Here is a 24,358-nt window from a genome sequence, read left to right on the forward strand (position 1 = left end):
TTTTCAAAAACCGGCTTCATTATTACGTTCCTGAATATAAAAGAATCCTTGCAAACCGGAATTTAAAGATAGAAGCGCAGTCGCAAAAATGCGACAGCTTTCATAACAGGCCTACAGTCCGGCGACCGGAATCCGTACCGGGCCCGCGGGCAGTGCTTAAGACCAGGGAATGATAATCCTCAAATGCTGCAGCTGCACGTGGCGGTGCAGAAGTGCGAAGGATTCAGAAGTGCAGAATGGGGCTTATTGATGTGACGGAATTGTGAAAAACCTTTGCCGGGCATTTTTGCAACAGAATCTGAAGCCGGCAAAAAGGCACCTCCGTCCGCTCAGGAACGAATGTGCCTTTTGATTTTTATATATTCCGGTATTCATTCGGGGAGCATCCGCAGATTGCATTGAACTTTTTATAGAAAAAGCTGACATTCTCATAACCGACATAATTGGCGATTTCCGTAACATTCATCGTGCTGTTGATCAACAGGGTTTTGGCAAACCGGATCTTTTGCTGATGCAGCAGTGCGATGAAGGACATGCCGGTGTATTTTTTCAGCTGGGCAGACAGATAATTGGCGTTGGTATTGAAGTAAGCGGCGGTAGAGTTCAGAGTACAGGTTCTGTAATTCTCCTCTATATATCTAAGGACAGGGACGATGGGATTGGTCTTGAGTCGGCTTCCCTCCCTGGTCAAATCCGTCTCATAAATATGAATTAATTCCATCATAATCAGCGAGAACAACGAATCCAGCATTTCTGTAGAGCGCACTGACGGATCAAACCACTCGCAGAAAAACTCATTCATGAAGATCGGCAGCCGCCTGCTGTTCTCTGAGCGGAACAGGATGAAGCTGTCATGGGCATTGCCCTCGGTAATCGAGTTAATAAAAAAACTGGACAACGGACTGTCTGACGCCAGCCGGTTAAAGAAGCTGCTGTTGAAATACTCCTTGCGCATAATAATATTGATAAGGATATCCGACTCGCCCAGGGGCTCTATCGTATGCACCGTATCTGAATCCACGAGCAGAATCTGACCCTTGTGCAGAGAATACAGATTGTTGTTGATGATCTGCCTGCAGCTCCCGTCATACATATAATTAATTTCGACCCAATCATGAATATGCAGCGGATAGGACCGGAAACGGGAATGCTTCTTCACCACAATATCCAGCGGATTCGAGAATACCTCCGAGAAATGCCCGAAATGCAGTAAGGCCACCCGCTTCTTTCCCTTGAACAGATACAGAAACTGCTGCGGGTTAGGAGGAGAGATTCCCTGGCGGTACAGCTGCTCATGTTCTGTCACAGCGCGCAGTCTTTCATCCAAATCTTCCGGCGTCATGCGGAATGCCCCCTCCTCATACTTTGGATCATTATAACATAACAGGGCCGCCCCCAAGAGATCCGGGACAGCCCTGCAGCCTGAGGCTACCGTTCAAACGAGAACGCAGCCATTAAACAATTGTCGGATTGATTACCGATATACAGCTCGAAGTTTCCTTCTTCCGCTGCGTATTTCATGTCTTTGGTATGGAATTTCAGCTGCTCCTCCGTAATGCTGAAGCTGATCTTCCGCTGTTCTCCGGCCTGCAGGTGAAGCTTCCGGAAATCCCGCAGCTCCTTCACCGGCCGTACCACACTTCCCACCAGATCGCGGATATACAGCTGCACCACCTCATCCCCGCTTGTACCGCTTGTGTTCTGAACTTCAATCTCCGCCTCAATAACTTCTCCGGGCCGCAGAACGGTGCTGCTGAGCCTGAGATGGCTGTATTCGGCAGTGTGATAGGACAACCCGTATCCGAACGGGTATAACGGCTCATTCGGGCAGTCGAGATACCGTGAAGTGAAGCGGAGGCTGTGTGTTGAAGTTTTGGACGGACGGCCTGTGTTAAAGCTGTTGTAGTACACGGGAACCTGGCCTGCAGCATACGGGAAGCTCATCGTCAGCCGGCCGGAAGGGTTCACGGCTCCCGTCAGCAGATCGGCTATGGCATGTCCGCCCTCTGTACCCGGGAACCAGCACTCCAGAATGGCATCCACCTTATCCTTAATGTCCGTTAACACCAGCGGCCTGCCGTTGAACAGCAGCAGTACGGATTCTTTTGCCCAAGGCAGCACCTGCTCCATGAAGGCTGTCTGAATGCCCGGCAGACTCAGATCCGTCCGGCTTCCGGCCTCTCCGCTTTGCAGCGTATGCTCTCCCATGGCGAAAATAACAACATCCGCCCACTTGGCCAGTGCAACCGCCTGCTCCAGCTCCGCTGCCCGCTGTTCATCCGTTTCAAGACGCTTATCTGCCTGCGTGAGATACCCGAAGCTCCCCAGACCCTCATAGCTGTCCAGCATTTCACAGCCCTGGGTGGACTTGAAGAGCTGGGGCTCCAGAATTTCCTGGAATGCGCTTTTTACCGTAACGACCTGATCCTTATCCCCGTAAACAGCCCATAATCCGTTCAGTTCCTTACTGTCCGCATACGGCCCGATCAGCGCAATCTTCTTGCCCGGCTGCAGCGGCAGGGCAGAGTTAAGATTCTGCAGCAGAACCAGGGATTCGGCCGCAGCTTGCCTCGATAAGCTCAGGCTGTCTGCACTGCCCTTCAGCTCCTGCTCTCTGGCTGGGCTTGCCCCTCTGAACGGATCCTCGAAGAGGCCCAGCTTATTTTTCAGCTTCAGCACTCTAAGCACGGCTTCATCCAGCTTCTTAAGACTGATCGTCCCCTCTTCGAGCAGCGGCTGCAGCTGGTTGGCATAACATGCGGTCTTCATATCAATGTCGACCCCTGCCTCCATCGCGAGCCGGGCGGCAGCCTTATCATCTTCCGCTACCCCGTGGGCCACCAGCTCGGCAATGGCCGCATAGTCTGTAATCAGTACTCCGTCAAAACCCCACTCCCGGCGCAGCACCTCATCCATCAGCCACCCGTTCGCGGTTGCCGGAATTTCATCAACGGTGTTGAAGGCGGTCATCACCAGCGCACAGCCTGCCTCAACGGCTGCCTTATAAGGCGGAAGGTATTCCTCGCGCAGTCTTCTTTCGGACATATCCACCGTATTGTATTCCCGTCCGCCCTCTGGTGCGCCGTAGGCCGCATAATGCTTCACACAGGAGGCCAGGCTTGACCCGGGGGTGAAATCACCCTGGAAGCCCTCTACCATTGCTTTGGCAAATACGCTGTTCAAATAGGTATCTTCGCCCGTAGATTCCATACAGCGTCCCCATCTGGCATCGCGCACCACATCCACCATAGGGGCAAAAGTAACATGTGCACCTGCTGCACAGGCTTCCTTGGCTGTTAGCTCATTGCACGCCTTGACCAGCCCGGGATTCCAGCTGCACCCTAGTGCCAAGGGGATGGGAAAAACGGTTTTATACCCGTAAACGATGTCGGCCATAAATAATAAAGGAATCTTGTGGCGGCTGTGCTCCAAATGATGCTGTTGTATCCGGATGACCTGATCCGCGCCTAATACATTCAGGACAGAGCCGGTCAGCTGAACCATATGCGGATCAATGCCGAGCTTCTGCACCGGTCCGACAGCCATAGCATCCGTATTGAAGAAATCCCCTGATAACTGGATCAGCTGTCCAATTTTCTCTTCTACAGTAAGTGTCTCCAGCAGGTTTACTAGTTGCTTCTCTTCCATATCCTGTTCCCCGTATCTTTATTTTTTGTCGAGCATGCTGTCATTGAAGCCGAAGAAGTAGGTGCCGGCAAAAGTTCCCGCGAACCCGATTGCTGCCGCAATCAGCATAGACATTCCGCCCTTCAGCACGGCAATTGTCGGCAGAGTGACCAGACTGATCGTAATCAGCGCCGGATACTGTCCGCCGGCCATGCCGACAATAATTCCGCCCAGGCCGATGCTGATACAGGCGATATAGAACGGTCTCTTGTATTTCAGGTTGATCCCGTAAATGGCCGGTTCAGTTACACCGCCCACCAGGGCCGAGAAGGCGGAGGAGCCGGCCAGCTGCTTCAGCTTGATATCCTTTGTCTTCAGGCAGACGGCCAGAGCGGCACCGCCCATGCGAAGTTGGTGGCAATCGTTACCGGGAGCAGCGTGTCATAACCGTAGACGGCAAAGTTGTTCATGACAATCGGCACGAGGCCCCAGTGTCCGCCGAAGATGACCAGGATCGGCCACAGTACGGCCAGAATCAGGCCGGCTACCGGCGGCATAAATTCATACAGTGCAGTATAGCCGGTGGCTACCGCATCCCCGAGCATCCCGGTGAGCGGACCAATGACCATAAGCGAAGCCGGAACCATCACGACTATACATACGAGCGGAACGACAATACCTTTAATAATCTGCGGCATCAGCCTGTTCAGGAGCTTCTCCAGCTTGGAGAGGACATAGACAGCAACGATTACCGGAATAACCGAGGAGCCGTAATTAATCAGCTTCACCGGAATGCCGATGAAGGAGACCGCGGTTCCCGCCGTCTGCAGGGCCACCAGATTCGGATACAGGAACGCACCGGCTACCGCCATGGCGATAAATTGATTTGCTCCGAACCGTCTGGCTGAAGTCACTGCCAGAATCAGCGGGAGGAAGTAGAAGAAGGCATCGGCCGCCGCATACAGCACCGCATACGTACCGCCCTCGGCAGACATCCAGCCTACAGTGGTGAACAAGACCAGCAGTCCTTTGAGAATACCGGTCCCCATCATTCCGGCCATGATCGGCAGGAAAATGCTGGAGATTGTATCCAGCAGCAGCGACAGCCCTTTCTTGTCGCTTGCGCCTGCTCCTGCTTCAGTTTGAGCTTCTGCCTTTGCCGCCCCCTGCTTTTGGCGCTGCTCCCGTACCTCTTCGAGAGCCTTGAACACATGCTCCACATGGGTGCCGATGATGACCTGATATTGTCCACCGGCCTGCAGCACATCCAGCACACCTTCGGTCTGCTTCAGCTGCGCAGTGCCCGCCGCCGCATCATCCTTAAGTACAAAGCGCAGCCGGGTCATACAATGGGTCAGCGACTGAATATTCCCCTCGCCGCCTACCTGTTCATAGATCGTTCCCGCTAGAGCGCTGTAATCCCTTACATTTTGTTTAGTTGCCATGTGAATTTCCCCCTAGTCCCGCAGATCGGTAACGTGTAACAGTTCTGATTGTAACGGTATGATTGCGTTCTCATAATAACCAAATCGCATGATTTCATTGACCGTTTCACTGTTTTTTATTTCACCGATTTAGGCTATTCTAGTTGTTATCAAATTTGTATATGGCTGCATTCTGAATATAGTTCAATGAAGGAGACGCTTTATGAAATTTATCAATCCCGTTATTCCCGGCTTTTATCCTGATCCCAGTATCTGCAGGGCAGGAGAGGATTATTATCTGGTTAACAGTACATTCCACTACTTCCCCGGCGTTCCCGTCTTCCATAGCCGTGATCTGGTCAACTGGCAGCAGATCGGGCACTGCTTAACCCGCCCGGAGCAGCTGGAGCTGGCCGGGCTTGAGAGCTCCATGGGGATTTTCGCTCCGACCCTGCGCTATCATGAAGGTTATTTCTATATGATTACAACACTCATTAATGGAAGAGCCAGCGGGGGCATGCGCAATTTCTATGTCCGGGCGGATCATCCGGCCGGGCCCTGGTCTGACCCGGTATTCCTGGACTGGCCGGGAATTGACCCTTCCTTGTTCTTTGATGAGGACGGGCGGGTGTACATTACCGGCACGAACGGCTTCTCAGGAGAACCGGCGGGAATCTACCAGGCCGAGATCGGGCTTGAGACCGGAAAGCTGTTATCCCCCCGGCAGCTGATCTGGACCGGTACAGGCGGCAAATCGCCGGAAGGCCCGCATCTGTACCGGATGAACGGCTGGTATTATCTGCTGATCGCCGAAGGCGGCACAGAATACGGGCATATGGTTACTATCGCCCGCAGCACCGGGCCGTCCGGGCCGTTCGAAGCGGCCCCCGGTAACCCCATTATGAGCAACCGCAGCACCGGGCAGCTCATTCAGGCCACCGGACATGCCGATCTGGTCCAGGCGCATGACGGAAGCTGGTGGGCGGTTATGCTCGGCATCCGCCCGGTGTCGAGAAGGCATCATCTGGGGAGGGAGACCTGCCTCGCACCTGTGGCCTGGTCACCGGACGGCTGGCCGGTGGCCGGGAACGGCGCGCAGCTGGAGCTGGAGATGGAGGGGCCGGACTTCTACCATGGCCCCCGTCCTGCGGAAGCCCGGCTTGATCACTTCGCGGCAGCGGAGCTTCAGGAGTACTGGAGCTTCCTGCGTAATCCGTATCCGGCCGACTGGTCGCTGCGGGAACGCCAGGGCTGGCTGACCCTGCACGGTTCGGCGGTAACGCTGAATGATACAGACTCCCCGGCATTCGTGGCCTGCCGGCAGCAGCATTTCCGCTGCGCGTTCTCTGCCCTGCTCCAATTTACGCCGGAAGACGGTGACGAAGCCGGACTTAGCGTATATATGAATGAGCTGCATCACTATGAGATTGCCCTCACGGGAGTTAACGGGCAGCGCTACCTTCTGCTCCGCAAGCGGGCCGGCTCGATCTGGATGGTGGCAGAGCAGGCAGCCTATGCCGGAGATACAGTGATTCTCCGGATTCAGGCTGACCGCAAAGGGTACAGCTTCTCTTACCAGCTCCCCGGAGAAGCGGAGTGGCATCTGCTGGGACATGCCGAGAGCAGCCTGCTGTCGACCGAAGTGGCCGGGGGCTTCACCGGCGTGTATCTCGGCATGTACGCCACGGGCAACGGGACCCGGGCTAAGCAGCCGGCGTACTTTGATTGGGCGGATTATCGGATAGATGAGTAGAAGCCCATGGAGAACGGCAGCGGAATCGACTCCGCCCGGGTGAAGCAGCAGCTTACGAGGATAAGATTGGGTCTCACCTGTGCTTCATGCTTAAAGGCGGATTTGGGCACGCTCTGTGATTGGAGGCGTACCGGAATGGCGGATTCGGGGGCACGCTCTGCGGCTGGGGTGTATCACTTCTCCCCCTGGCCCGCTCCTTCTGCAACTGGGGTGTATCACATCTAAGCCCTTGGCCCGCCCCCTTCTGCGGAAAATAGTTGGAAAAATGCAGCTTAATTTAGCTGATTCGGCTCGTTTGGCGGATTTAATTGGATAAACTTCATTTAATTTCTCGCTTTTTCCCTACTTTAGCTGATTACCCCTGAATTAAGTGCTGTTTATCCAACTGCTGTCCGGGAGAGACCTTTCCACGCATAAGCAAGTGGATAAAATCCAACTATTTCCCGAAACCGCAAATTTTTGTACCTAAGCAACAAAAAAACAAGGCAGTCCGGGTTAAATCCAGGCTGCCTTGTTATATACAAGCTGCGAATGAGAATGCTTGCTGATTGGACTACGGGTTAGTTGTAAAGTGAAATCACGCTGCTGCTCCCGCTGGATTAAACGGACGGGAAGATTACTCCGTTGCCGTTGCCGTCGAAAGCGGAAGAATGTAACGGTCCCGGACAAATATCACTCCGGCAACCATCACTCTTCCCCTAGCGGGAACAGCAGCGGCACGACCTTGCCGGCTCCGACATCGATCAGGCCATGGTCGGTGATCTTCAGCGCCGGGCTGACCGGCAGCGAATGGGTGCTGATGGACATAATCGGGTTATAGTGATTATACCCCAGCGATTCCATCGCCGTGCGCAGCGCCAGCACCTGCTCCGCCGTCTCGGCAAGCGGCGCTTCAGTCAGGATGCCGCCGACCGGCAGTGCCAGAAGCGCCAGCACCTTACCATCGCAGACGACGCAGAAGCCGCCCTGCCCGGCAATCACCGTATTCGCGGCCAGTACCATGTCCGCCGCGTTATGCCCGACAACCAGCAGATTGTGGTTGTCGTGCGAATACGTCGTCGCGACCGCGCCGCGCTTGATTGTGTCGCCGCCGATCAGGCCATAGGCACGGTTGCCGTTCTTGCCGTACCGCTCGAAGGTGGCAATCAGACCGCAGCCGGTCTCCTGCCACTCTAGCAGGCCGTCCTTTACCACGGCCTCGACATGCTTCTCCTCGGTAAACGTGGACACGTTGTTGACCATCATCACGCGGGCGCCGTAGCGGCCGTCCGCAAGCGAAGCCGGCACGGCGAAGTCGCCAGCAGCCAGCGGCTCCAGCTGCACGCTCTGATAAAAGTGAGCCGGGAACTGCGGCTCACGCACGGCCTGCGCCTGCGGCTGCTTGCGGTCATAGACCTGCAAGCCCCGCTTGTACACCGCCTCAATCGCAAAGCTGCTAAGGTCGGACAGCAGCAGATAATCAGCGGTTTTGTTCGGGGCGACCACGCCGCGGTCATCCAGCTTCATCCGCCGCGCCGGAGTGTAGGTAGCCGCGTAGACCGCGTCTTCCGGCGCCATGCCCATAGCGATGGCTTTGCGGACCAGGTGGTCCAGATGGCCGGTCTGCACCAGCGAATCGGTCATGACATCATCCGTCACGAAGCAGAAATGCTCACTGACCGGATGGCTGATCAGATAATCCACAACCTCAGGTGTCATTGATTTCTCCTGAATCTCGATGAACATCCCGGCGGCAATGCGCGCGGTCAGCCCTTCGATACTCTGGTGGGTATGATCGGAATCAATCCCCGCATAGATCAGGCTGTGCAGATCAAGGTCCAGCAGCTTCGGCGTATGCCCTTCAATGACCAGACCCGGATAACGGCTGCGGACATGCCGGAGGATATGATTGCTTTTACAATCAGGATCTCGGATGACATCCACATAATTCATAACCTCGCCGAGGCAGGCAATCCGGTGCGTCTCCATCAATTCGTCAATATCGGATATTTCAATTGACCCGCCCGTAGTCTCCAGCGGAGTCGCCGGTACCGAGCTGGGAATGGCGTAGATCATATCCACCAGGCAGTCCTTGCTGGCCCGGATCATCTCATGAACGCCCTCTACCCCGAATACATTGGCCATCTCATGCGGTTCAGGCACAATCGTGGTCACCCCATGCTGCAGAATGCCATAGGAGAACGTCTCCGGTGTGATCATCGTGCTCTCAATATGCAGGTGGATATCGATCAGTCCGGGGACCAGATACTGTCCTTTAGCATCAATAGTCTCTGCAGCCGCAAACGTCTCTGCACCCAGAGGGCCTACGTAGAGAAAGTGCCCTTCCTTCACGGCCACATTCGCCGCCGCGAACCTTTTATAGTAACTGTTGTACACTTTAGCGTTCAATATAAGTTGATCTGTAATCATCGTGTATGCTCCTTATGACGCGCTACTGCACCAGCACCAGCTTCTCTTTTGGAAAATAAACCGTGACCTGCTGCCCCTGAATGAACGGCTGCTCCATCTCCTGATTGACTGTAAACACGCCAAGCTCCGTCTCTACCTGATACTGATAGCTGCGGCCGAGATACGTGCTGACCTGCACTTTTCCGGTCAAAGTATTCCCCTCCGTGCCTGTACCCGTGTCTGCCCCGGCACCCAGCAGCTGCAGATCATCTGGACGAATCGCCCCGAGCCGTCCGGTATTGCCTTCGCCCCCCGGCCGTTTGGCTGCCAGGAACTTTAGCTCGCCCCGGCTCAGTTCAATATCCGCGCCTTCGTCATTCCGCCAGTCAAAAGCGATAAAGTTCCCGAACCCGATAAACCGGGCCACGAATTCGCTCGCCGGATATTTGAAGATATTCGCCGGGTGATCCAGCTGCTCGATCTTCCCGTTATTCATCACAGCGACCTGGTCGGAAATCGAGAAGCATTCCTCCTGGTCATGGGAGACGTAGACGGTGGTAATGCCCAGCTCCTGCTGGATGCGGCGGATTTCCACCCGCATGTTGACCCGCAGGTTGGCATCGAGATTGCTCAGCGGCTCATCGAACAGGAGCAGATCCGGCTCGATAACCAGCGCCCGGGCAATCGCTACCCGCTGGCGCTGTCCGCCTGACAGGGCGCCCGGCAGTCTTTTTTCAAACCCGCCGAGACTGACCGTCTCCAGCATCCGGTTCACCCGCTTCTTAACCTCAGCTTCCTTCAGCTTGCGCAGACGCAGGCCGAAGGCCACATTGTCATACACCGACAGATGCGGGAACAGCGCATAGCTCTGGAACACGAAGCCGAAATTCCGCTTCTCCACCGGAACCTTGGTATAATCCTTGCCGGAGAACATGAAATTACCCGCTTCGGCATTCAGGAATCCGGCGATCAGCCGCAGGGTGGTTGTTTTGCCGCAGCCGCTGGGTCCGAGCAGGGAGAGCAGCTGGCCCTTTTGCAGCGACAGGTTGAAATCCTCTAAGATCAAACGGTTGTCATAAGCAACCGATACATGTTCAAGACTGAGTAGTGACATTGCTTCATGCCTCCGTTAATTATCGTTTGGTGAAATATGCGAAGCCCATCAGCCGCTCGATGATGAACATCAGCGCTGCCGTGAGCACCATCAGAATGACCGAAATTGCGGCAATCGTGGGATCGAAGTAATTTTGCACATAGGTCAGCATTTGAATCGGCAGGGTACTGACCCCCGGCCCCGTCATGAACACGGAGATATCCACGTTATTGAACGACTCCAGAAAAGCGATCAGAATCGCCGCCAGAATGCCCGACCGGATGTTAGGCAGCACGACTTTGAAGAAGGTATATATTCTGGAGGCCCCAAGGCTCTGCGCCGCTTCCTCCACGGCAAAATCAAAGTTCTCCAGACTCGAAGCAATCACCCGGATAATAAACGGCAGCATGATTACCGTATGACCAATCAGCAGTCCGGCCACAATCGGCAGATTGTACACCACAATCAGATAACGCAGCAGCGTAAAGCCCAGCACAATCCCGGGAATCAGCACCGGCGACAGGAAGACCGCATTCAGCGTATCCCGCCCGCGGAACCGGTAACGGCTTAGCGCATAGGCCGCAGGCACACCGAGCAGGAGCGACAGCAGATTGCCAAGCAGCGAGATTACAATCGATGTCTTGAACGTCTCCATAAAGGCGCTGACCTCAAAGATGTTCTTGTACCACTTGAGCGAAAAGCCCTCCGGGGGGAATTTCAGGACCGTGCCCGGCTCAAAGGAGGTAATGGAGATGATCACGAGCGGACCCAGCAGAAAAATAAAAACCAGCAGCGTGTACCAGGGCAGCACGCGGTTTCCTTCCTTCATATTCTCACCCCTTCGGATTCAGGCGGTTCGCCCAGGCATTCATCAGGCCCACCACCACAAATGTAATAACAATCATAATTACCGCGATTACCGACGCCGCCTGCCAGTCATTCAGTGTCATCGCATTCTGGTACAGGAAGGTGGAGACCACCCGTTCCTTGCCGCCGAGCAGCGCCGGCGTGGTATACGCCGTAAGACTGCCGACGAAGACCAGAATCCCGCCGATAATCAGCCCCGGCACGGTCAGCGGGAAGGTGATTTTGCGGAACGCCGCAAACGGGGAAGCGCCCAGACTGCGTGCCGCCCGGACCAGCTCATGGTCCAGATTCTCCATCACCCCGAGCAGCGTAATAATGATCAGCGGCAGGAACAGATGCACCAGCCCGATCATCATCGCGGTCGGCGTATACAGAATGTCGAGCGGCTTTGCGATTAGTCCCGTGTTCACCAGGAACGAGTTGATCAGCCCTTTTTTGCCGAGAATGATCATCCAGCTGAAAGAGCGCACTACGGGACTGGTCAGCAGCGGAAAAATCGACAGCGCAAGCAGAAGGCTCTTCTTCCGCGCGCTGGCCCGCGAGATATAGTAAGCCGCCGGATACCCGAGCACCATACAGACCAGCGTAGTCACCACACTCACCCGGAGCGTGGTCAGCAGGATGCGGTTAAAGTACCCGTCACGGAAAAAATGCAAATACCCTTCCAGCGTCAGCTTCCCGTCCTGCACAAAGGTCGAGCCTATGGTCAGCGTGATCGGGATCAGCATGAAGACCGCCAGGAATAGGAGGCCCGGCAGCAGGAGCAGCATCACTTTTTTGTTCATTCTAACGACTCCCGTCCTTCTTCGGCTCTTGATTGAAGCTATTTAAGCTATTGATGAAGCATTCCAGAAAAGCGGGCGCATCCACCTCCAGGCAGACACCGGCATTCGCCGGCCGTCCCAGCCGGTTCTGGAAATCGCAGACCGTCTGCCCGTCGCATAGCTCGCTGCGGGTTTCCACGTCCACATAATACTTCTGCACGTTAACGAACTCCCTGTTCAGTGCCACCCCCACCGCGAGCGGATCATGCAGCGCACAAGCCTCCACACCGTTGCGTTCAAAATATCGCGTCCGGTAGTCGGCCGTACTCTGCTCCACATACCCGCGAATCTCCGGAAGGCGCAGCTTCGCGATATCCTCCGCGCTGAGCAGCGCCCGGCGGGTCACATCCAGCCCGACCAGCGTCAGCTGCGGGAAGCCCGCAGCCAGCACCAGCTTGGCCGCCTCCGGATCGACGTACATGTTGTATTCCGCGGTCGGTGTAATATTGCCGAAGCCCTGCACCACACCGCCCATCACAATCACTTCGGCGGCATGCTGCGTTAGCTCCGGGCATTTGTGCAGCGCACGCGCCAGATTGGTCAGCGGCGCGGTCATAATCAGCGTGACCTCGCCGGGATGCGCCAGCACCTGGCGGATGATGAAATCCTCTGCCCGCTTCTCTTCCGCGCGTTTCGTTACCGTCATATCGCGCAGGGCACCGCCGATGCCGTCCGAGCCGTGCACACGGTGCTCGAACACTGTGTCCCGGACCAGCGGCTTGTCCGCGCCGCGATAGACCGGAATCTGCCCGGATACACCGAGCAGCTCCAGAATTTTGCAGGTATTCAGCGTCGCCTGATCCAGCGAGACATTGCCGCTGACTGTGGTGATCCCGAGAATGTCGAGCTGTCCGCTCGTGACGGCCAGCATAATCGCCAGCGCGTCATCTACCCCTGTATCGACGTCCAGAATGACTTTTTTGCGTCCGGTCATCCTTAGCCGCCAATCTCACGGTTGAAGCGGTCTGTCCACACGGAGATGTGCTCGTTCACGAAGGACATGTCCAGCTTGCGCAGCTTGCTGATGACATCCGCACCGTACGTTACGCCTGCAGCCTCTTCCTCTGTCAGTACCACTCCGGTATTTACCGGGGAATCGACTTTGGCTTTGGCGGATTTCTCCTGCACTTCCTGGCTCAGCTGCCAGTTGATGAACTCTTCGGCCAGCTCTTTATTATCACTGCCTTTGACTACATTGATTGTATTCATTACGGCATACGCACCTTCAGATGGTGCTACGAACTTGGCATCCGGCACGGCTGCCTGGAGATCCTTGAAGTACATCTCCATGATCGGACCGCCGGCAATTTCCTCCTGGCCGAACATATTCACATACTCCGAGGTCTGGGAGTAGTATTTGACTACATTGCTGTCCAGCTCCTTCAGCTTCGTGAAGGCTCCGTCCTCATTGAACTCTGTACCGCCCGACACGAGCGAGGCGGCATCCACAATCATCGGACCTGCTGTGGCAGTAATCGCCGGCAGCGCCAGGTTCTTGTCGAACTTACTCCACATATCTGCCCATGAACCGACTTCTCCATCTACAAGTGCCGGGTTATAGGCAATTCCCAGACGGCCCACGGTATACGCCGGACCATACTCTTCGCCGAGCGGCGCTTTGGCAATATCATAAATGTTGTCGGTGTTCGGAATCTTGCTGCGGTCGATCGTCTCGAACAGCCCTTCATTGATCGCCTGCTGCGCATAATAGTCAGACAAGTAGACTACATCCACATCGGAGCTGCCCTGGCGGATTTTGTTCAGGCGCTCAGCGTTGTTGCCGATCTCAACGACGATTTTGACATTATGTTCTTTCTCAAACGGGGCATACACCGATTCCTTGAAGAAATCCTCCGAGAACCCCCAGGTTGAAACTACCAGTTCCGCCGGTGCACCCGAAGCTGTCGCTTCCGGTGCTGCCGCATTGTCCGTGCCGGCGCCGTTTGTCGCAGCGTTATTATTACTGCCGCAAGCGGCAAGCAGAGAAGTTAAAGCAAGAGCAAGACCTGTAGTCATTAGTTTTTTCATTAGTAAATAACCTCCCAAATGTAATTAAATATGCGGTACAATTCCAGCGGTCATCCTATACATACGGCATGTTCTGTAGGTCTTCCATTAAGCAATCGGCAGCAGACAACGGATCAGCAGCACCCCCTGTTGGTAATAAAATCTGTGTTTTCCTTATTTTTTCACAAAAAAAAGAAAAGCATTCTTGTAGGAACAAGAACACTTTTCTTTGTATAAACAAAGGAAAGAGCTACCCCGTTATAAAAGGTCGGTCTTCGCTTAAGATAGATCAAAAGCAAAAATCCGCAAAATTCAATTTGAACCCCGTCATTCCCCGGCCCATATCATATTGGTAAAAGCCCATCCGGTGGGTGCATCATAATCTCTCAGCAGAACTTCAATCGTTAAGCCCATTTCTGCTTCGAGCCGTTCCCGGAATCTCTTCTTGAACAGCAGCGACATCCGGAAGTCCACTTCCTGCTTAAGCTCCGGCGCTTCCCCTTCGAGGGCAGTCGACCGTGGAGATCTGCGGTGCTTGGCGTGAAAGGTAATGACCCGCTGATCGACAGTAACGCGGAGCAGGGTCGTCCCGAAACCAAACAATTCCTTGGAGATCTCATTGTAGATCTGGCACATCTTCTTCTTCTGCTCGCTGTTCTCCAGTTCTGCCATGAAACCACCTTCGGCAACAGAATATCGTACAATCACATCGATAATAATTGCTATTATACATAATTATAGATTTTTCGGCAAGAAAAAAGCTGAATATAACATCAAAGTAACGCCAAACACGAACAATACCTGGTTAACAGCTATATATGTGTACGGGAACACTCCTGTTTCATGCGGGATGCTTTACTTGAATAGCATTGCAGCAGTTTGCCGCCGGACCAGCGTTCCAGCTTCGTTCTATTTAGAGTGAATTTCAGAATTTAACTGGCTGCATGGGCGAAACTCTTGAGCAGCAAGGGTTTTACACAGCGGCTGGCCATTATTCTTAAGTTCAGCTGATATAACTGTATTTCGTACAACTAAAGCAACCATTTATTGCGCTGAGGGAGTTTTAATTGCAGTTTATACAGTTAAAAACCCCCATATTCCGCAAAATAGGAGCTATCGCTGATTTTAGTTGTACAGAATACAGTTAACCCGGGAATCCGGTATTTCTGTCGTTCTTTAGTTGCAGTAAATACAATTAGCTGCTATGGGGTGCCCATGATTTACTCTATATAGACTGGCAAGCGCTGACTTAAGCTGAATAGACATGTTCAAGTAGTACAATCTATCAGTAGAATATATTTCGACTCAGTCGCGGCTCTCGAAGAATAAAGTTCAGCCTGTTTACAGTTAACCTGCTTAATTCAAGATCCGTCCCGAAACTAAAAAACCAAGAAATAACGGCAAAGGAACTATAGCTACTAGAGTTGCTATGTCAGCTGCTGCTACATCTGGCTACGTCTGCTAATGCTACGTCTGCTTCATCTGCTGCTGCTTCATTTGGCACATCTGGCTGCGTCTGCTTGTGCTCCCCTTTGCCGCATCCCTAATTATTCACATGCTGCAGTTTTCTATACAGCAATAAGGGAAGCCAAGGTATCCCCCGCTTCCCCCTTCCCTATGATCTGCTTGCTGTTTATTATTAAGCCTTCAGGCGGTAGCAGCCGCTCACAAAGTCCCGCTGGAGTTCCGGCAGCATCAGGCCGGCCTGCATCAGGTAGTCCCCGCCGTAAACCTCACCGCTGCCCTCAACCTGATAATCGAAGTCCGGGTTCAGGCCGCTGAGCAGGAGCATCCGGCGCGGCGGATGCGGAACCGCCAGTACCCGGAAGTAGTAGACTAGCGCCTCGCGCTGATCCTCCGAGACGAACATCCAGGCCGTATCATTGCCTTCAAACGGACTCTCCAGCCGGTAGAGATTGCCCTGCTGCACCAGACTGCGGATTTCCTTATAGTTCGCTACCTGAGCCTTCGCCAGCTCCTTCTCCTCCGGAGTAAACTTTGTCAGATCCAGCTCATACCCGAAGTTACCGGACATGGCCACATCTCCCCGGAAGGACAGCGGGGTAAGCCGCCCCACCTGATGATTCGGCACCGCAGAGACATGCGCCCCCATCGCGCTGGCCGGATAGATCAGGCTGGTGCCGTACTGGATCTTGAGACGTTCAACAGCATCCGTATCATCGCTGGTCCAGGTCTGCGGCATATAGTAGAGCATACCGGGATCGAACCTTCCGCCGCCGCTGCAGCAGCTTTCAAACAGGATATGCGGGAATGCCGCCGTCAGCCGCTCAAGCAGCTCGTACAATCCGAGCACATAGCGGTGGGCGGTCTCTTCCTGCCGCTCTGCCGGGAGCTGCGCCGAACCGATCTCCGTCAGGCAGCGGTTCATATCCCATTTGATATAGGTGACCGGAACCGCAGAGAAGATACGGCTGAGCGATTCGAAAATATACTCCCGCACCTCCGCCCTCGTGTAATCGAGCACCAGCTGCCAGCGGGCCTCCGTGCGGCGGCGGCCCGGAACATGCAGACACCAGTCCGGGTGGCTGCGGTACAGGTCGCTGTCCGGCGAGATCATCTCCGGCTCTACCCACAGACCGAACTTCAGGCCGTGGCTGTTCACCCGCTGTGCCAGATCGGACAGGCCGCCGGGCAGCTTGCGCAGATCCTCGGTCCAGTCGCCGAGCGAGGAGTTGTCTGCATCTCTTTTGCCGAACCAGCCGTCATCCAGCACGAACAGCTCAATGCCGAGCTTCGCCCCTTCAGCCGCAATCGCCTCCAGCTTGTCGGTATCGAAGTTGAAATACGTGGCTTCCCAGTTATTGACCAGAATCGGGCGTTCCTTGTCCCTGTACTGGCCTCTGCAGAGCCGGGTCCGGTACAGCCGGTGATAGGTTCTCGACATTTCACCAATTCCTTGGCCGGAATAGACCATAACAGTCTCCGGTGTCTGGAAACCGGCGCCCGGCTCAAGCAGCCAGGAGAAGTCCAGGGAGTTCAGCCCGATGGTAAACCGGGTGGTCCTGAACGAATCCACCTCAGCTTCGGCCTCGAAGCTGCCGCTGTAGACCAGGGAGAAGCCGAACACTTCACCCTGGTTCTCATCCGCGCCGGACTTAGCCAGCGCCGCAAATGGATTATGCTGGTGGCTGCTCATCCCCCGGCGGCTGTGGATTGCTGTATTTCCCTGCTCCAGACGCCTGCGGGTGATCCCCGCCTCCCGTGACCAGGCACCGGACAGGTAGATCATGTCCATGTCGGCGGCCGGGAAATCAACCGAGGCGCTAAGTGCACGCTGTAGCTGCAGCTGTGCCGTACCTTCATTAACAAATTCCACAGAACGGGCAATCACATTCCGCTCCTTATACACAGTGTACTTGAGCGTAACGGTGAGCTTGGCGTAATCATCCTTCAGGATCAGCTCCAGCGTATCCGCTTCCTCCGGAGACTCTACATAGACTGCAGGCAGACCGGTAAGCTCCGGCTTACCGGCTGTGATCCGATACCCGCTGTAACACAGCTCCGTAATTCGCGTGCCGTCTGTAAGCTTAGCCTGATACGCCGGAACCCGGAAATCCCCGGTTCCGTACTGCGGATACTCCTGCGGCAGCCGGTCCAGCGAACCATGGGCTACCGGCAGCAGTAGCCCGTCCAGATTACTGCCCTCGCGCAGCCGTTTCCCCCAATAGAGATGCGCCGGATAGTTATTCACCAGCCCGATCACATAACTCATGCCTGTACTCTGCAGGTGGAATATTCCCTTATCTTCCTGAACCCAAATCGCCATGCTCCGATTCCTTCTCTCCTGAAGATTGATAATATACGGCCAATATTTCTATTAAAAACAGCTCATACAAGCAGACTGGAGCCGCCATTTCGCTGCAAACGCCCTTTTTCTCCGCCATGCGGACAGGAGAGCCGTTATTTCACTGAAAATACCCCTTTTCCCCGCCATGCGGACACAGAAGCCGTTATTAGTCCGCTTCATCGTCCAAAAGCCCCCGAATGTGGCAAATAGGATCTCCTGAGTCCGCAAGATCAAGAAATAGTTGTAAATTCGGCAAATAGTTATCATGAACGAAACCGACATCGCAATTTGTTTATCTCGTAGGTTAAATTGGAAATCCTAAGAGTGAATGGCTCAAAGATCCCAATTCAGAGCTAACAAACAAAAAGGAGTCGGTTTACTAATGAGTATCGCCAAAAAGTATATTGGATTAGACGTATCCAAAGCCAAAATTGCTGTAGCCATCGCAGATGAGGGCCGTGGCGAACCCCGCTTTTGGGGGATTATCGAACATACCAAGGAACGCATACTAAAGCTTCTACATCAACTGCAAGGTTCCGGTGAATCCCGAGTGGAACTGGAAGTCTGCTACGAAGCCGGGCCCACCGGGTACATGCTTCACCGTTGGCTCCTCGAAGCCGGCATTGCCTGTACCGTTGTTGCTCCTTCTCTTATCCCTCAGCGCGCTGGGGACCGGATTAAAACCGACAAGCGGGATGCGCTTCGCTTGGCTCAACTCTTTCGGGCTGGCGAACTAACGGGGATCTACATCCCCTCTCCTGAGGAGGAAGCGCTCCGGGATCTCGTTCGAGCCCGCGAGGACGCCAAAGAAGATATGAACCGCCACAAGCAGCGCATGGGCAAGTTCCTGCTGCGTTTGCAGCTCTTCCCTCCAAGCAAGGTCAAGGCCTGGACCTTCGCCTTTGAAGAGTGGCTGGATACCCTCCGCTTCGAGAGTTCCTGCCACCGCATAGTCTTCCAGGAATACCGGGAGAGCATTCGAGAAACGGCAGAACGACTTCGGCGTTACGAAAAAGAGATCGAGCGTCTCTCTCACACCCATGTGCAGGCGCCACTTATTGAAGCCCTTCAGGCGCTGCGAGGAGTGGCCACACTCACCGCTACCACACTGGTGTCGGAGATGGTCAGTGTGACGCGGTTTGCCAGCGCCCCCTCGTTCATGAGCTACTGTGGGTTAGTACCCAGTGAACACTCCAGCGGTGTGAGCCGTAGTCAGGGAAAGCTGACCAAGGCAGGCAATGCACATTTGCGGCGGGTGCTGGTCGAAGCGGCCCACCATTACCGGCACTCACCGGGCGTACGGCGCAAATTGCGGGAGCGAATCAGCGGACTGCCGCCGGAGGTGCAGCGAATGGCCTTTGAGGCACAAAATCGACTTCATCGCAAATACATGACGATGCTGGGAAAAGGGAAGCACAAATCGAAAATCGTAGCCGCCATTGCCCGGGAGCTTGCCGGCTTTGTATGGGCTATTGCCAGAGTTCTGGAGAAGGGCGACCGAAACCCAGCCACGGATTCTCTAATTGCCGGATAACCCTTGCCGTACATGGACGACAAGGCCACACGTTACGTTACTGAAAAAAAGTCCCACCCTAAAAGAAAGGAAGTGAAAACCGGGAAGCTAGAGCATGACTTACCTTGGAGGCAAAATCGAGCAAGGTGAAGAGAAACGCCGCGGAAGACCTTTGTGCCCGTTTGCTTGCAAACGACGGACGAAAATAGTTAGCGGCAGGCTCTTCAGATGGATAGATACCATGTGTAAACCCACGAATATCAGGATGCCAACCAGCGAATGATTTTTGCCTCCAAGTTAAGAACATGCTCCTCCCTATGTGTTGAGAAGAAAGGTTAAACACTGCGTCAACCCTTTGGGAAAAAGGGAACCTCCTCTAAAAGACGTCAATTGATAGGTTTGTTTAAGTGCGCCAAAAACGGGATTGCTACTGCGGCGCTTGACTGTTTCGTTCATATCAAGGTCATCTCAGTCCGTAAGCCGCCCCACGCTAGAGCACCATGCCGGCCAATTCGGCAACCAGGTCCCAAACTAAGCACCATCACCTGCCTTACCGCAACTATGCCCGCACTGAGCAACATCCCCAGCTTTACCGCAACTCTGCCCGCACTGGGCACCATCACCAGCTTTACCGCAACTTTGCCGCACTGAGCACCATTACCAGCTTTACCGCAACTCTAGCTGATTTCCCCGGCCCGCACAGCCGGGGCCTAGCAAGCGCCGCCCACTGGCCGGCTTAGATATAATCCGCCATCGAGCGGACTTCAAGCCCCTGCGGCACTGCCGGTGCGAAGCCGGAGCGGCCCTGGCCGCTGAGGGAGAATTGCACGGTCTTCGGCTCGCCCGGAAGCAGATCGAAGTAGTTGTCCGAGAAGATGCCCTCCTGCTCAGCTGTCAGGTAGACTCCTCTCGCCAGCACATTACTGCTCAGCGTAAAGCTCGTGCCTGCACTATCCGGCACTTCAGTCACCGTAATCACCGGCTGGCTGAGCGGAATGTCCTTGGCGGCAGCGAAGTAATGCTCTTTATGCTCCAGCACCTGCCCCACCTCTAGCAGGGAAGCTGCCAGCAGCACCCCGCTGGGCTCATAGCCTTCCAGCAGCCCGGCAACCGGCTGCGTGAATACCACCGCTGCCGAATCAGCGGCAAGGGTAACCGGCTGTGACCATTCACGAAGCACAGCACCGCTGAAGTCCTGCAGCCGGATCACCAGCTCGCCGTCCAGCGGCTCGCGCCGGTCGGAGACAGCATGCACCTTAAGATTCTCTGCATCTGTACTGTCAACGGACAGCAGCACCGGCTTGAAGGATTTGCGCACAGTATATTGCAGCGCCTTCCAGCGCCCGTAGTAGTCCATTCCCGCCCAGGAGGCAACCGGCCAGCAGTCGTTCATCTGCCAGTACAGCGTTCCCATGCAATACGGCTTGTTTCTGCGGTGGCTTTCAATGGCAATGCGGATTCCCTCCGCCTGAAGCACCTGGCTCATATACAGGAAGCTGCGGAAATCCTTCGGCTGCGGCAGGTACATGTCCATGTATTCCTTGATCAGCTGATTGCCCCGGCCATTCTTCTGGTGGGCAAGCATGACCTTCGATTCCAGCTCCATATCCGCCTCTTCCGCATAGCTCAGTACTGACTTCAGCTCCGGGAAGGATTGGAAGCCGTATTCACTCATGAAGCGGCCCACATTAATATTGTAGTTCTCAAAAGGCTCGATTCCGTGCCATACTCCCCAGTAGTGAATATCGCCTTCACCCATAATCCGTGTGGCATGCTGGTCCTGGCCGCGGGTAAGCTCGCGCAGCGGAGAAGAAGGCCAATAGTCAATTCCCGGATGGAAGGCCGCTACGGCGCCAGGCAGAATCCGGTGGAAAATCTCTTCATAATACCCCCACAGCGTCTCGCGGATTCCGGCAGCCATGCCCTCCTTCCAGCCCCAGCCCATGTTGTCCTCATAATGCGACCAGGCCGAATCAATCTCATTGTTGCCGCACCATAATGCGATACAAGGGTGGTTACGCAGCCGGATAATATTATCCTCGGCCTCTGCCCGGACGCTCTCCAGAAACGCCTCATCCCCCGGATACATGCTGCACGCGAACATGAAATCCTGCCAGACCAGCAGCCCGTACTCATCACACAGCCGGTAAAAGATTTCCTCTTCATACACACCGCCGCCCCACACACGCAGCATATTCATATTCGATTCCACCGCTGTGGTGATCTCATGCCGGTAACGCTCTTCCGTAACCTCAGTCATGAAGCTGTCATTCGGGATATGATTCGATCCCTTGGCGAAGACCCTTACCCCGTTTAGCTCAAAATAGAACGAAGCCCCGCGCTCATCCGGCTTGCGGATCAGCTTAATCTCCCGCAGCCCTGTCGTAGTCTCCGCTGCTGCTACAGCCTCTTCCCCCTCCAGCAGTTCCGCACGGAAGCTGTACAGATTCGGCTCACCAAGGCCGTTACACCACCAGAGGCGCGGCGCGTCAATCACCAGTTCAAGCTCCAATTGCTGCTTGCCCGGTACAAGCACGGCAGCCTTCATCCATTCCTGTCCTCCGGCTGTAATCCGCAGCATGCCGCTCCAAGCTGCCGGAGCATCCACCTCAAGAATTGCCGTCAGGCGCGCCTCCTCCTGACTGACTGCATTCTGGCGGATATAAAGATCCTTAATGGACACATTGTCCCGTCCTGTAAGCACAGCCTCACGCCAAATGCCGCTGGTCAGGAATCTCGGACCCCAGTCCCAGCCGTAATGATACGGGGCTTTACGGGCGAATACGCTGATCTGCTGCTCCTGCAGCCCGCCCAGCTCAGACTGGTCATTCGGGGCAGGCAGCTTATAACCGAGCTGTGCCAGCTTCGGCAGATCCTCGGTGACAACAGAACGGAAGACAATGCGGATTTCATTCTCTCCAGTCTGCAGCAGCCCTTTCACATTCACGGTCCAGGTGCGGAACATATTATCTGCAGATAAGGCATGCACATTATTTACATACACATCCGCATACGTATCCAGCCCGGAGAAGACCAGCTCCGTAACGGCGAGGCTCTGCCACTGCGCTTCCAGCGTCAGAGCTGTTCTGTATTCCCAGTTCTTTTTGTCAATCCATTGCAGCTCATGCTCGTTCGTTCCATAGAAAGGCTCATCTATTACCCCGTTCCGGAGCAGATCCATGTGTACCGTTCCCGGTACGGCCGCCGGAAGCCAGGCTTCATCCCCGCAGGCTCTAAATTCCCAGTTCTTCAAGTTCATTTGCAGTTGTGTCATGAGTCCTCCTAAAAGTTTTGATAGCATACGCTTCCTGAATCCCTCCGCAAAACTTGCTTCGAAAGCATACGCTAAAAGTTTTGATAGCATACGCTAAAATTCTGATAGCATATGTTTTCCCTTTGTTAGCATCAGCTCCGGCAATTCCGCTTCAGATAAGCTGCTGCCGGAAACGGGCTTCTACGCTACCATCATTGTATTTTGTTATTTTATTGTTAGCAACAATTCAATTATAATCGGATAAACAAAACAAATAAAGACAATAAATAATAACTCAGCACATTTCTCCTTGGCAGCAATCGCGCTATAATAACCATGTAAACGCTAACATCAAAACGAAAAGGGGACTAAACAATGAGAAACAAGTTATTTTCGTTATGTTTTGTTATTATCATGATTTTCTCTTTATCCCTGACAGGCTGCGGTTCGAACAACAATAATAGCGCAGCGAATGCCACTAATGAACCGGCGGCAACCGCTGCTCCGGAGGCAGCCGGCGGCGATCCCACCGCAGAACCAACCACTGAGCCAGCAGCTCCAAGCGGCGCTGATATCAGCGGCAAAATCATTTTCCTGACCAACAGAACCGACATGATCGGCAAAGAGTATGACGAATATGTTAAGCGCTTTAATGAGAAATATCCGAACATTAAGGTAGAATTTGAAGCCTCCCAGACCGACTACAATCAGCAGGCAAAGGTTAGAATGGCCAGCGGCGAGCTGCCTGACGTCATGTTCGTGCCGAACATCCCTAACTCCGACCTGCCTAAATATTTCGCTTCACTTGATGACCTGGGTCTGAATGACCAGCTCACCTTCAAAGATTTCAAATCCTTTGACGGCCAGCTGTACGGTATCACTACCGGTAACTCTACTTCCGGTATCGTATACAACAAGAAGGCATTCGCTGATGCCGGAATCACCGAGGTTCCGAAGACCTGGGATGAATTCCTGGCAGCCTGCGAGAAGCTCAAAGCGAAAGGTGTCGTTCCGCTCGCTTCCAACTTCAAAGATAAATGGCCTCTTAATGACTGGGTATATGCTGTACCCCGCGTTATTGCCGGTAACCCTGACTTCCCTAATGAGAAGCTGACTCAAGATGCTCCATTCACTATGGATAACGGATACGGCAAATCGCTCAGCCTGCTGAGAGAACTGAATGAGAAGGGCTTCCTGGAGAAAGACATCAACTCCACCAACTGGGAGCAGTCGAAGAAAGATATCGCATCGGGTAAATTCGCCATGTACTTCCTGGGCAACTGGGTCATCAATCAGGTAATCGGTGCAGGCACCACTTCCGACAACGTAGGCTTCTTCCCGCTTCCTTATGACAACTCAGGCACGCTCACTGCACCGCTCAGCCCTGACTTCTTCTATGCCGTGGCTAAGAACAGCAAAAACGTTGATGCCGCCAAGGCATTCGTGAAGTGGATGATCGAAGAATCCGGATATGAGGATTTTGCCGGATTTATCTCCCCGCTCAAAGGCAAGGAATCCAAGCTGACGCAGCTTAAGGAGTTCCAGTCTACCGGCGTAGTGCTGCAAGAGGGCACTGTTGATAATGCCCAGGTAACCGAAATCACCAATAAAGCGCAGCTCGACCTGCCGGCTATGGCTCAAGAATTCGTACTCGCTAAAGATCCGCAAACCGTCTTTGACAAATGGAACAAAGCGTGGGCTAAGGCGAAGAAAGATCTCGGCTATTAAAATAACCCCACAAAGTGGCGCTTTAGCTTCGAAGCTTACTCAGGTACTTTGTGGGGGCCCCGAAAAACAGCAC

Annotated in this window: 16 protein-coding genes; 3 read left to right on the forward strand and 13 right to left on the reverse strand. The window is 54.2% G+C overall.

Going from position 1 to position 24,358, the window contains the following annotated elements; all coding sequences use genetic code 11:
- Positions 1–355: 355 nt before the first annotated feature.
- From LOS79_RS20440 to LOS79_RS20455, 4 genes are all read right to left on the reverse strand, one after another.
- Positions 356–1,342 (reverse strand): AraC family transcriptional regulator, encoded by a 987-nt coding sequence (locus tag LOS79_RS20440; protein WP_315411940.1) that lies wholly within the window; start codon positions 1,340–1,342, stop codon positions 356–358.
- Between the two features lie 86 nt (positions 1,343–1,428).
- Positions 1,429–3,648 carry a beta-glucosidase BglX gene (bglX, locus tag LOS79_RS20445; RefSeq protein WP_315411941.1) on the reverse strand — a complete coding sequence of 740 codons (2,220 nt, stop codon included), beginning with the start codon at positions 3,646–3,648 and terminating at the stop codon, positions 1,429–1,431.
- Between the two features lie 18 nt (positions 3,649–3,666).
- Positions 3,667–4,032 carry a PTS transporter subunit EIIC gene (locus tag LOS79_RS20450; protein WP_315411943.1) on the reverse strand — a complete coding sequence of 122 codons (366 nt, stop codon included), beginning with the start codon at positions 4,030–4,032 and terminating at the stop codon, positions 3,667–3,669.
- On the reverse strand, positions 4,002–5,072 hold the full coding sequence (locus LOS79_RS20455) for a PTS transporter subunit EIIC (protein WP_315411944.1): 1,071 nt from the start codon (positions 5,070–5,072) through the stop codon (positions 4,002–4,004). The genes LOS79_RS20450 and LOS79_RS20455 overlap by 31 nt, the downstream gene beginning before the upstream one ends.
- Positions 5,073–5,274: 202 nt before the next feature.
- Between LOS79_RS20455 and LOS79_RS20460 the strand changes: the two genes are divergently transcribed.
- The gene (locus LOS79_RS20460; protein ID WP_315411945.1) at positions 5,275–6,804 is read left to right on the forward strand and encodes a glycoside hydrolase family 43 protein; all 1,530 of its coding nucleotides are present in this window, start codon (positions 5,275–5,277) and stop codon (positions 6,802–6,804) included.
- 687 nt (positions 6,805–7,491) lie between these two features.
- Here the strand turns inward: LOS79_RS20460 and LOS79_RS20465 are convergent.
- The 8 genes from LOS79_RS20465 to LOS79_RS20500 all read right to left on the reverse strand — a co-directional run bounded on the left by LOS79_RS20465 (position 7,492) and on the right by LOS79_RS20500 (position 17,770).
- The gene (locus LOS79_RS20465; RefSeq protein WP_315411946.1) at positions 7,492–9,213 is read right to left on the reverse strand and encodes an adenine deaminase C-terminal domain-containing protein; all 1,722 of its coding nucleotides are present in this window, start codon (positions 9,211–9,213) and stop codon (positions 7,492–7,494) included.
- A 22-nt stretch (positions 9,214–9,235) separates the two neighbouring features.
- Positions 9,236–10,306 (reverse strand): ABC transporter ATP-binding protein, encoded by a 1,071-nt coding sequence (locus tag LOS79_RS20470; protein WP_315411947.1) that lies wholly within the window; start codon positions 10,304–10,306, stop codon positions 9,236–9,238.
- A gap of 19 nt (positions 10,307–10,325) precedes the next feature.
- On the reverse strand, positions 10,326–11,114 hold the full coding sequence (locus tag LOS79_RS20475; RefSeq protein WP_315411948.1) for an ABC transporter permease: 789 nt from the start codon (positions 11,112–11,114) through the stop codon (positions 10,326–10,328).
- Between the two features lie 4 nt (positions 11,115–11,118).
- On the reverse strand, positions 11,119–11,937 hold the full coding sequence (locus LOS79_RS20480; protein WP_315411950.1) for an ABC transporter permease: 819 nt from the start codon (positions 11,935–11,937) through the stop codon (positions 11,119–11,121).
- A gap of 1 nt (position 11,938) precedes the next feature.
- Positions 11,939–12,910, reverse strand: coding sequence for a nucleoside hydrolase (locus LOS79_RS20485; RefSeq protein ID WP_315411951.1), 972 nt, complete (start codon positions 12,908–12,910; stop codon positions 11,939–11,941).
- Positions 12,911–12,912: 2 nt separating this feature from the next.
- Positions 12,913–14,004, reverse strand: a complete 1,092-nt coding sequence (locus LOS79_RS20490) for an ABC transporter substrate-binding protein (protein WP_315411952.1) — start codon at positions 14,002–14,004, stop codon at positions 12,913–12,915.
- Positions 14,005–14,310: 306 nt separating this feature from the next.
- Positions 14,311–14,655, reverse strand: coding sequence for a DUF2294 domain-containing protein (locus tag LOS79_RS20495; RefSeq protein ID WP_315411953.1), 345 nt, complete (start codon positions 14,653–14,655; stop codon positions 14,311–14,313).
- A 967-nt stretch (positions 14,656–15,622) separates the two neighbouring features.
- Complete coding sequence (locus LOS79_RS20500) at positions 15,623–17,770, reverse strand: alpha-galactosidase (RefSeq protein WP_315411955.1); 2,148 nt, start codon at positions 17,768–17,770, stop codon at positions 15,623–15,625.
- 403 nt (positions 17,771–18,173) lie between these two features.
- Here LOS79_RS20500 and LOS79_RS20505 point away from each other — a divergent pair, with 403 nt between their 5' ends.
- Positions 18,174–19,325 carry an IS110 family RNA-guided transposase gene (locus LOS79_RS20505; protein ID WP_315411724.1) on the forward strand — a complete coding sequence of 384 codons (1,152 nt, stop codon included), beginning with the start codon at positions 18,174–18,176 and terminating at the stop codon, positions 19,323–19,325.
- Between the two features lie 715 nt (positions 19,326–20,040).
- Here the strand turns inward: LOS79_RS20505 and LOS79_RS20510 are convergent.
- Positions 20,041–22,578, reverse strand: a complete 2,538-nt coding sequence (locus tag LOS79_RS20510; RefSeq protein WP_315411957.1) for a beta-mannosidase — start codon at positions 22,576–22,578, stop codon at positions 20,041–20,043.
- A gap of 354 nt (positions 22,579–22,932) precedes the next feature.
- On the opposite strand from LOS79_RS20510, the gene LOS79_RS20515 reads away from it, so the two are divergent.
- On the forward strand, positions 22,933–24,285 hold the full coding sequence (locus tag LOS79_RS20515; protein ID WP_397386671.1) for an ABC transporter substrate-binding protein: 1,353 nt from the start codon (positions 22,933–22,935) through the stop codon (positions 24,283–24,285).
- Positions 24,286–24,358: the final 73 nt, after the last annotated feature.

The organism is Paenibacillus sp. MMS20-IR301 (assembly GCF_032302195.1).
Classification (GTDB): domain Bacteria; phylum Bacillota; class Bacilli; order Paenibacillales; family Paenibacillaceae; genus Paenibacillus_AQ.

Bases quoted from the DNA above. Each gene is read 5' to 3' on its own strand.
- LOS79_RS20440 (WP_315411940.1), bottom strand. From the start codon at position 1,342: ATGACGCCGGAAGATTTGGATGAAAGACTGCGCGCTGTGACAGAACAT.
- bglX (WP_315411941.1), bottom strand. From the start codon at position 3,648: ATGGAAGAGAAGCAACTAGTAAACCTGCTGGAGACACTTACTGTAGAA.
- LOS79_RS20450 (WP_315411943.1), bottom strand. From the start codon at position 4,032: ATGGGCGGTGCCGCTCTGGCCGTCTGCCTGAAGACAAAGGATATCAAG.
- LOS79_RS20455 (WP_315411944.1), bottom strand. From the start codon at position 5,072: ATGGCAACTAAACAAAATGTAAGGGATTACAGCGCTCTAGCGGGAACG.
- LOS79_RS20460 (WP_315411945.1), top strand. From the start codon at position 5,275: ATGAAATTTATCAATCCCGTTATTCCCGGCTTTTATCCTGATCCCAGT.
- LOS79_RS20465 (WP_315411946.1), bottom strand. From the start codon at position 9,213: ATGATTACAGATCAACTTATATTGAACGCTAAAGTGTACAACAGTTAC.
- LOS79_RS20470 (WP_315411947.1), bottom strand. From the start codon at position 10,306: ATGTCACTACTCAGTCTTGAACATGTATCGGTTGCTTATGACAACCGT.
- LOS79_RS20475 (WP_315411948.1), bottom strand. From the start codon at position 11,114: ATGAAGGAAGGAAACCGCGTGCTGCCCTGGTACACGCTGCTGGTTTTT.
- LOS79_RS20480 (WP_315411950.1), bottom strand. From the start codon at position 11,937: ATGAACAAAAAAGTGATGCTGCTCCTGCTGCCGGGCCTCCTATTCCTG.
- LOS79_RS20485 (WP_315411951.1), bottom strand. From the start codon at position 12,910: ATGACCGGACGCAAAAAAGTCATTCTGGACGTCGATACAGGGGTAGAT.
- LOS79_RS20490 (WP_315411952.1), bottom strand. From the start codon at position 14,004: ATGAAAAAACTAATGACTACAGGTCTTGCTCTTGCTTTAACTTCTCTG.
- LOS79_RS20495 (WP_315411953.1), bottom strand. From the start codon at position 14,655: ATGGCAGAACTGGAGAACAGCGAGCAGAAGAAGAAGATGTGCCAGATC.
- LOS79_RS20500 (WP_315411955.1), bottom strand. From the start codon at position 17,770: ATGGCGATTTGGGTTCAGGAAGATAAGGGAATATTCCACCTGCAGAGT.
- LOS79_RS20505 (WP_315411724.1), top strand. From the start codon at position 18,174: ATGAGTATCGCCAAAAAGTATATTGGATTAGACGTATCCAAAGCCAAA.
- LOS79_RS20510 (WP_315411957.1), bottom strand. From the start codon at position 22,578: ATGACACAACTGCAAATGAACTTGAAGAACTGGGAATTTAGAGCCTGC.
- LOS79_RS20515 (WP_397386671.1), top strand. From the start codon at position 22,933: ATGAGAAACAAGTTATTTTCGTTATGTTTTGTTATTATCATGATTTTC.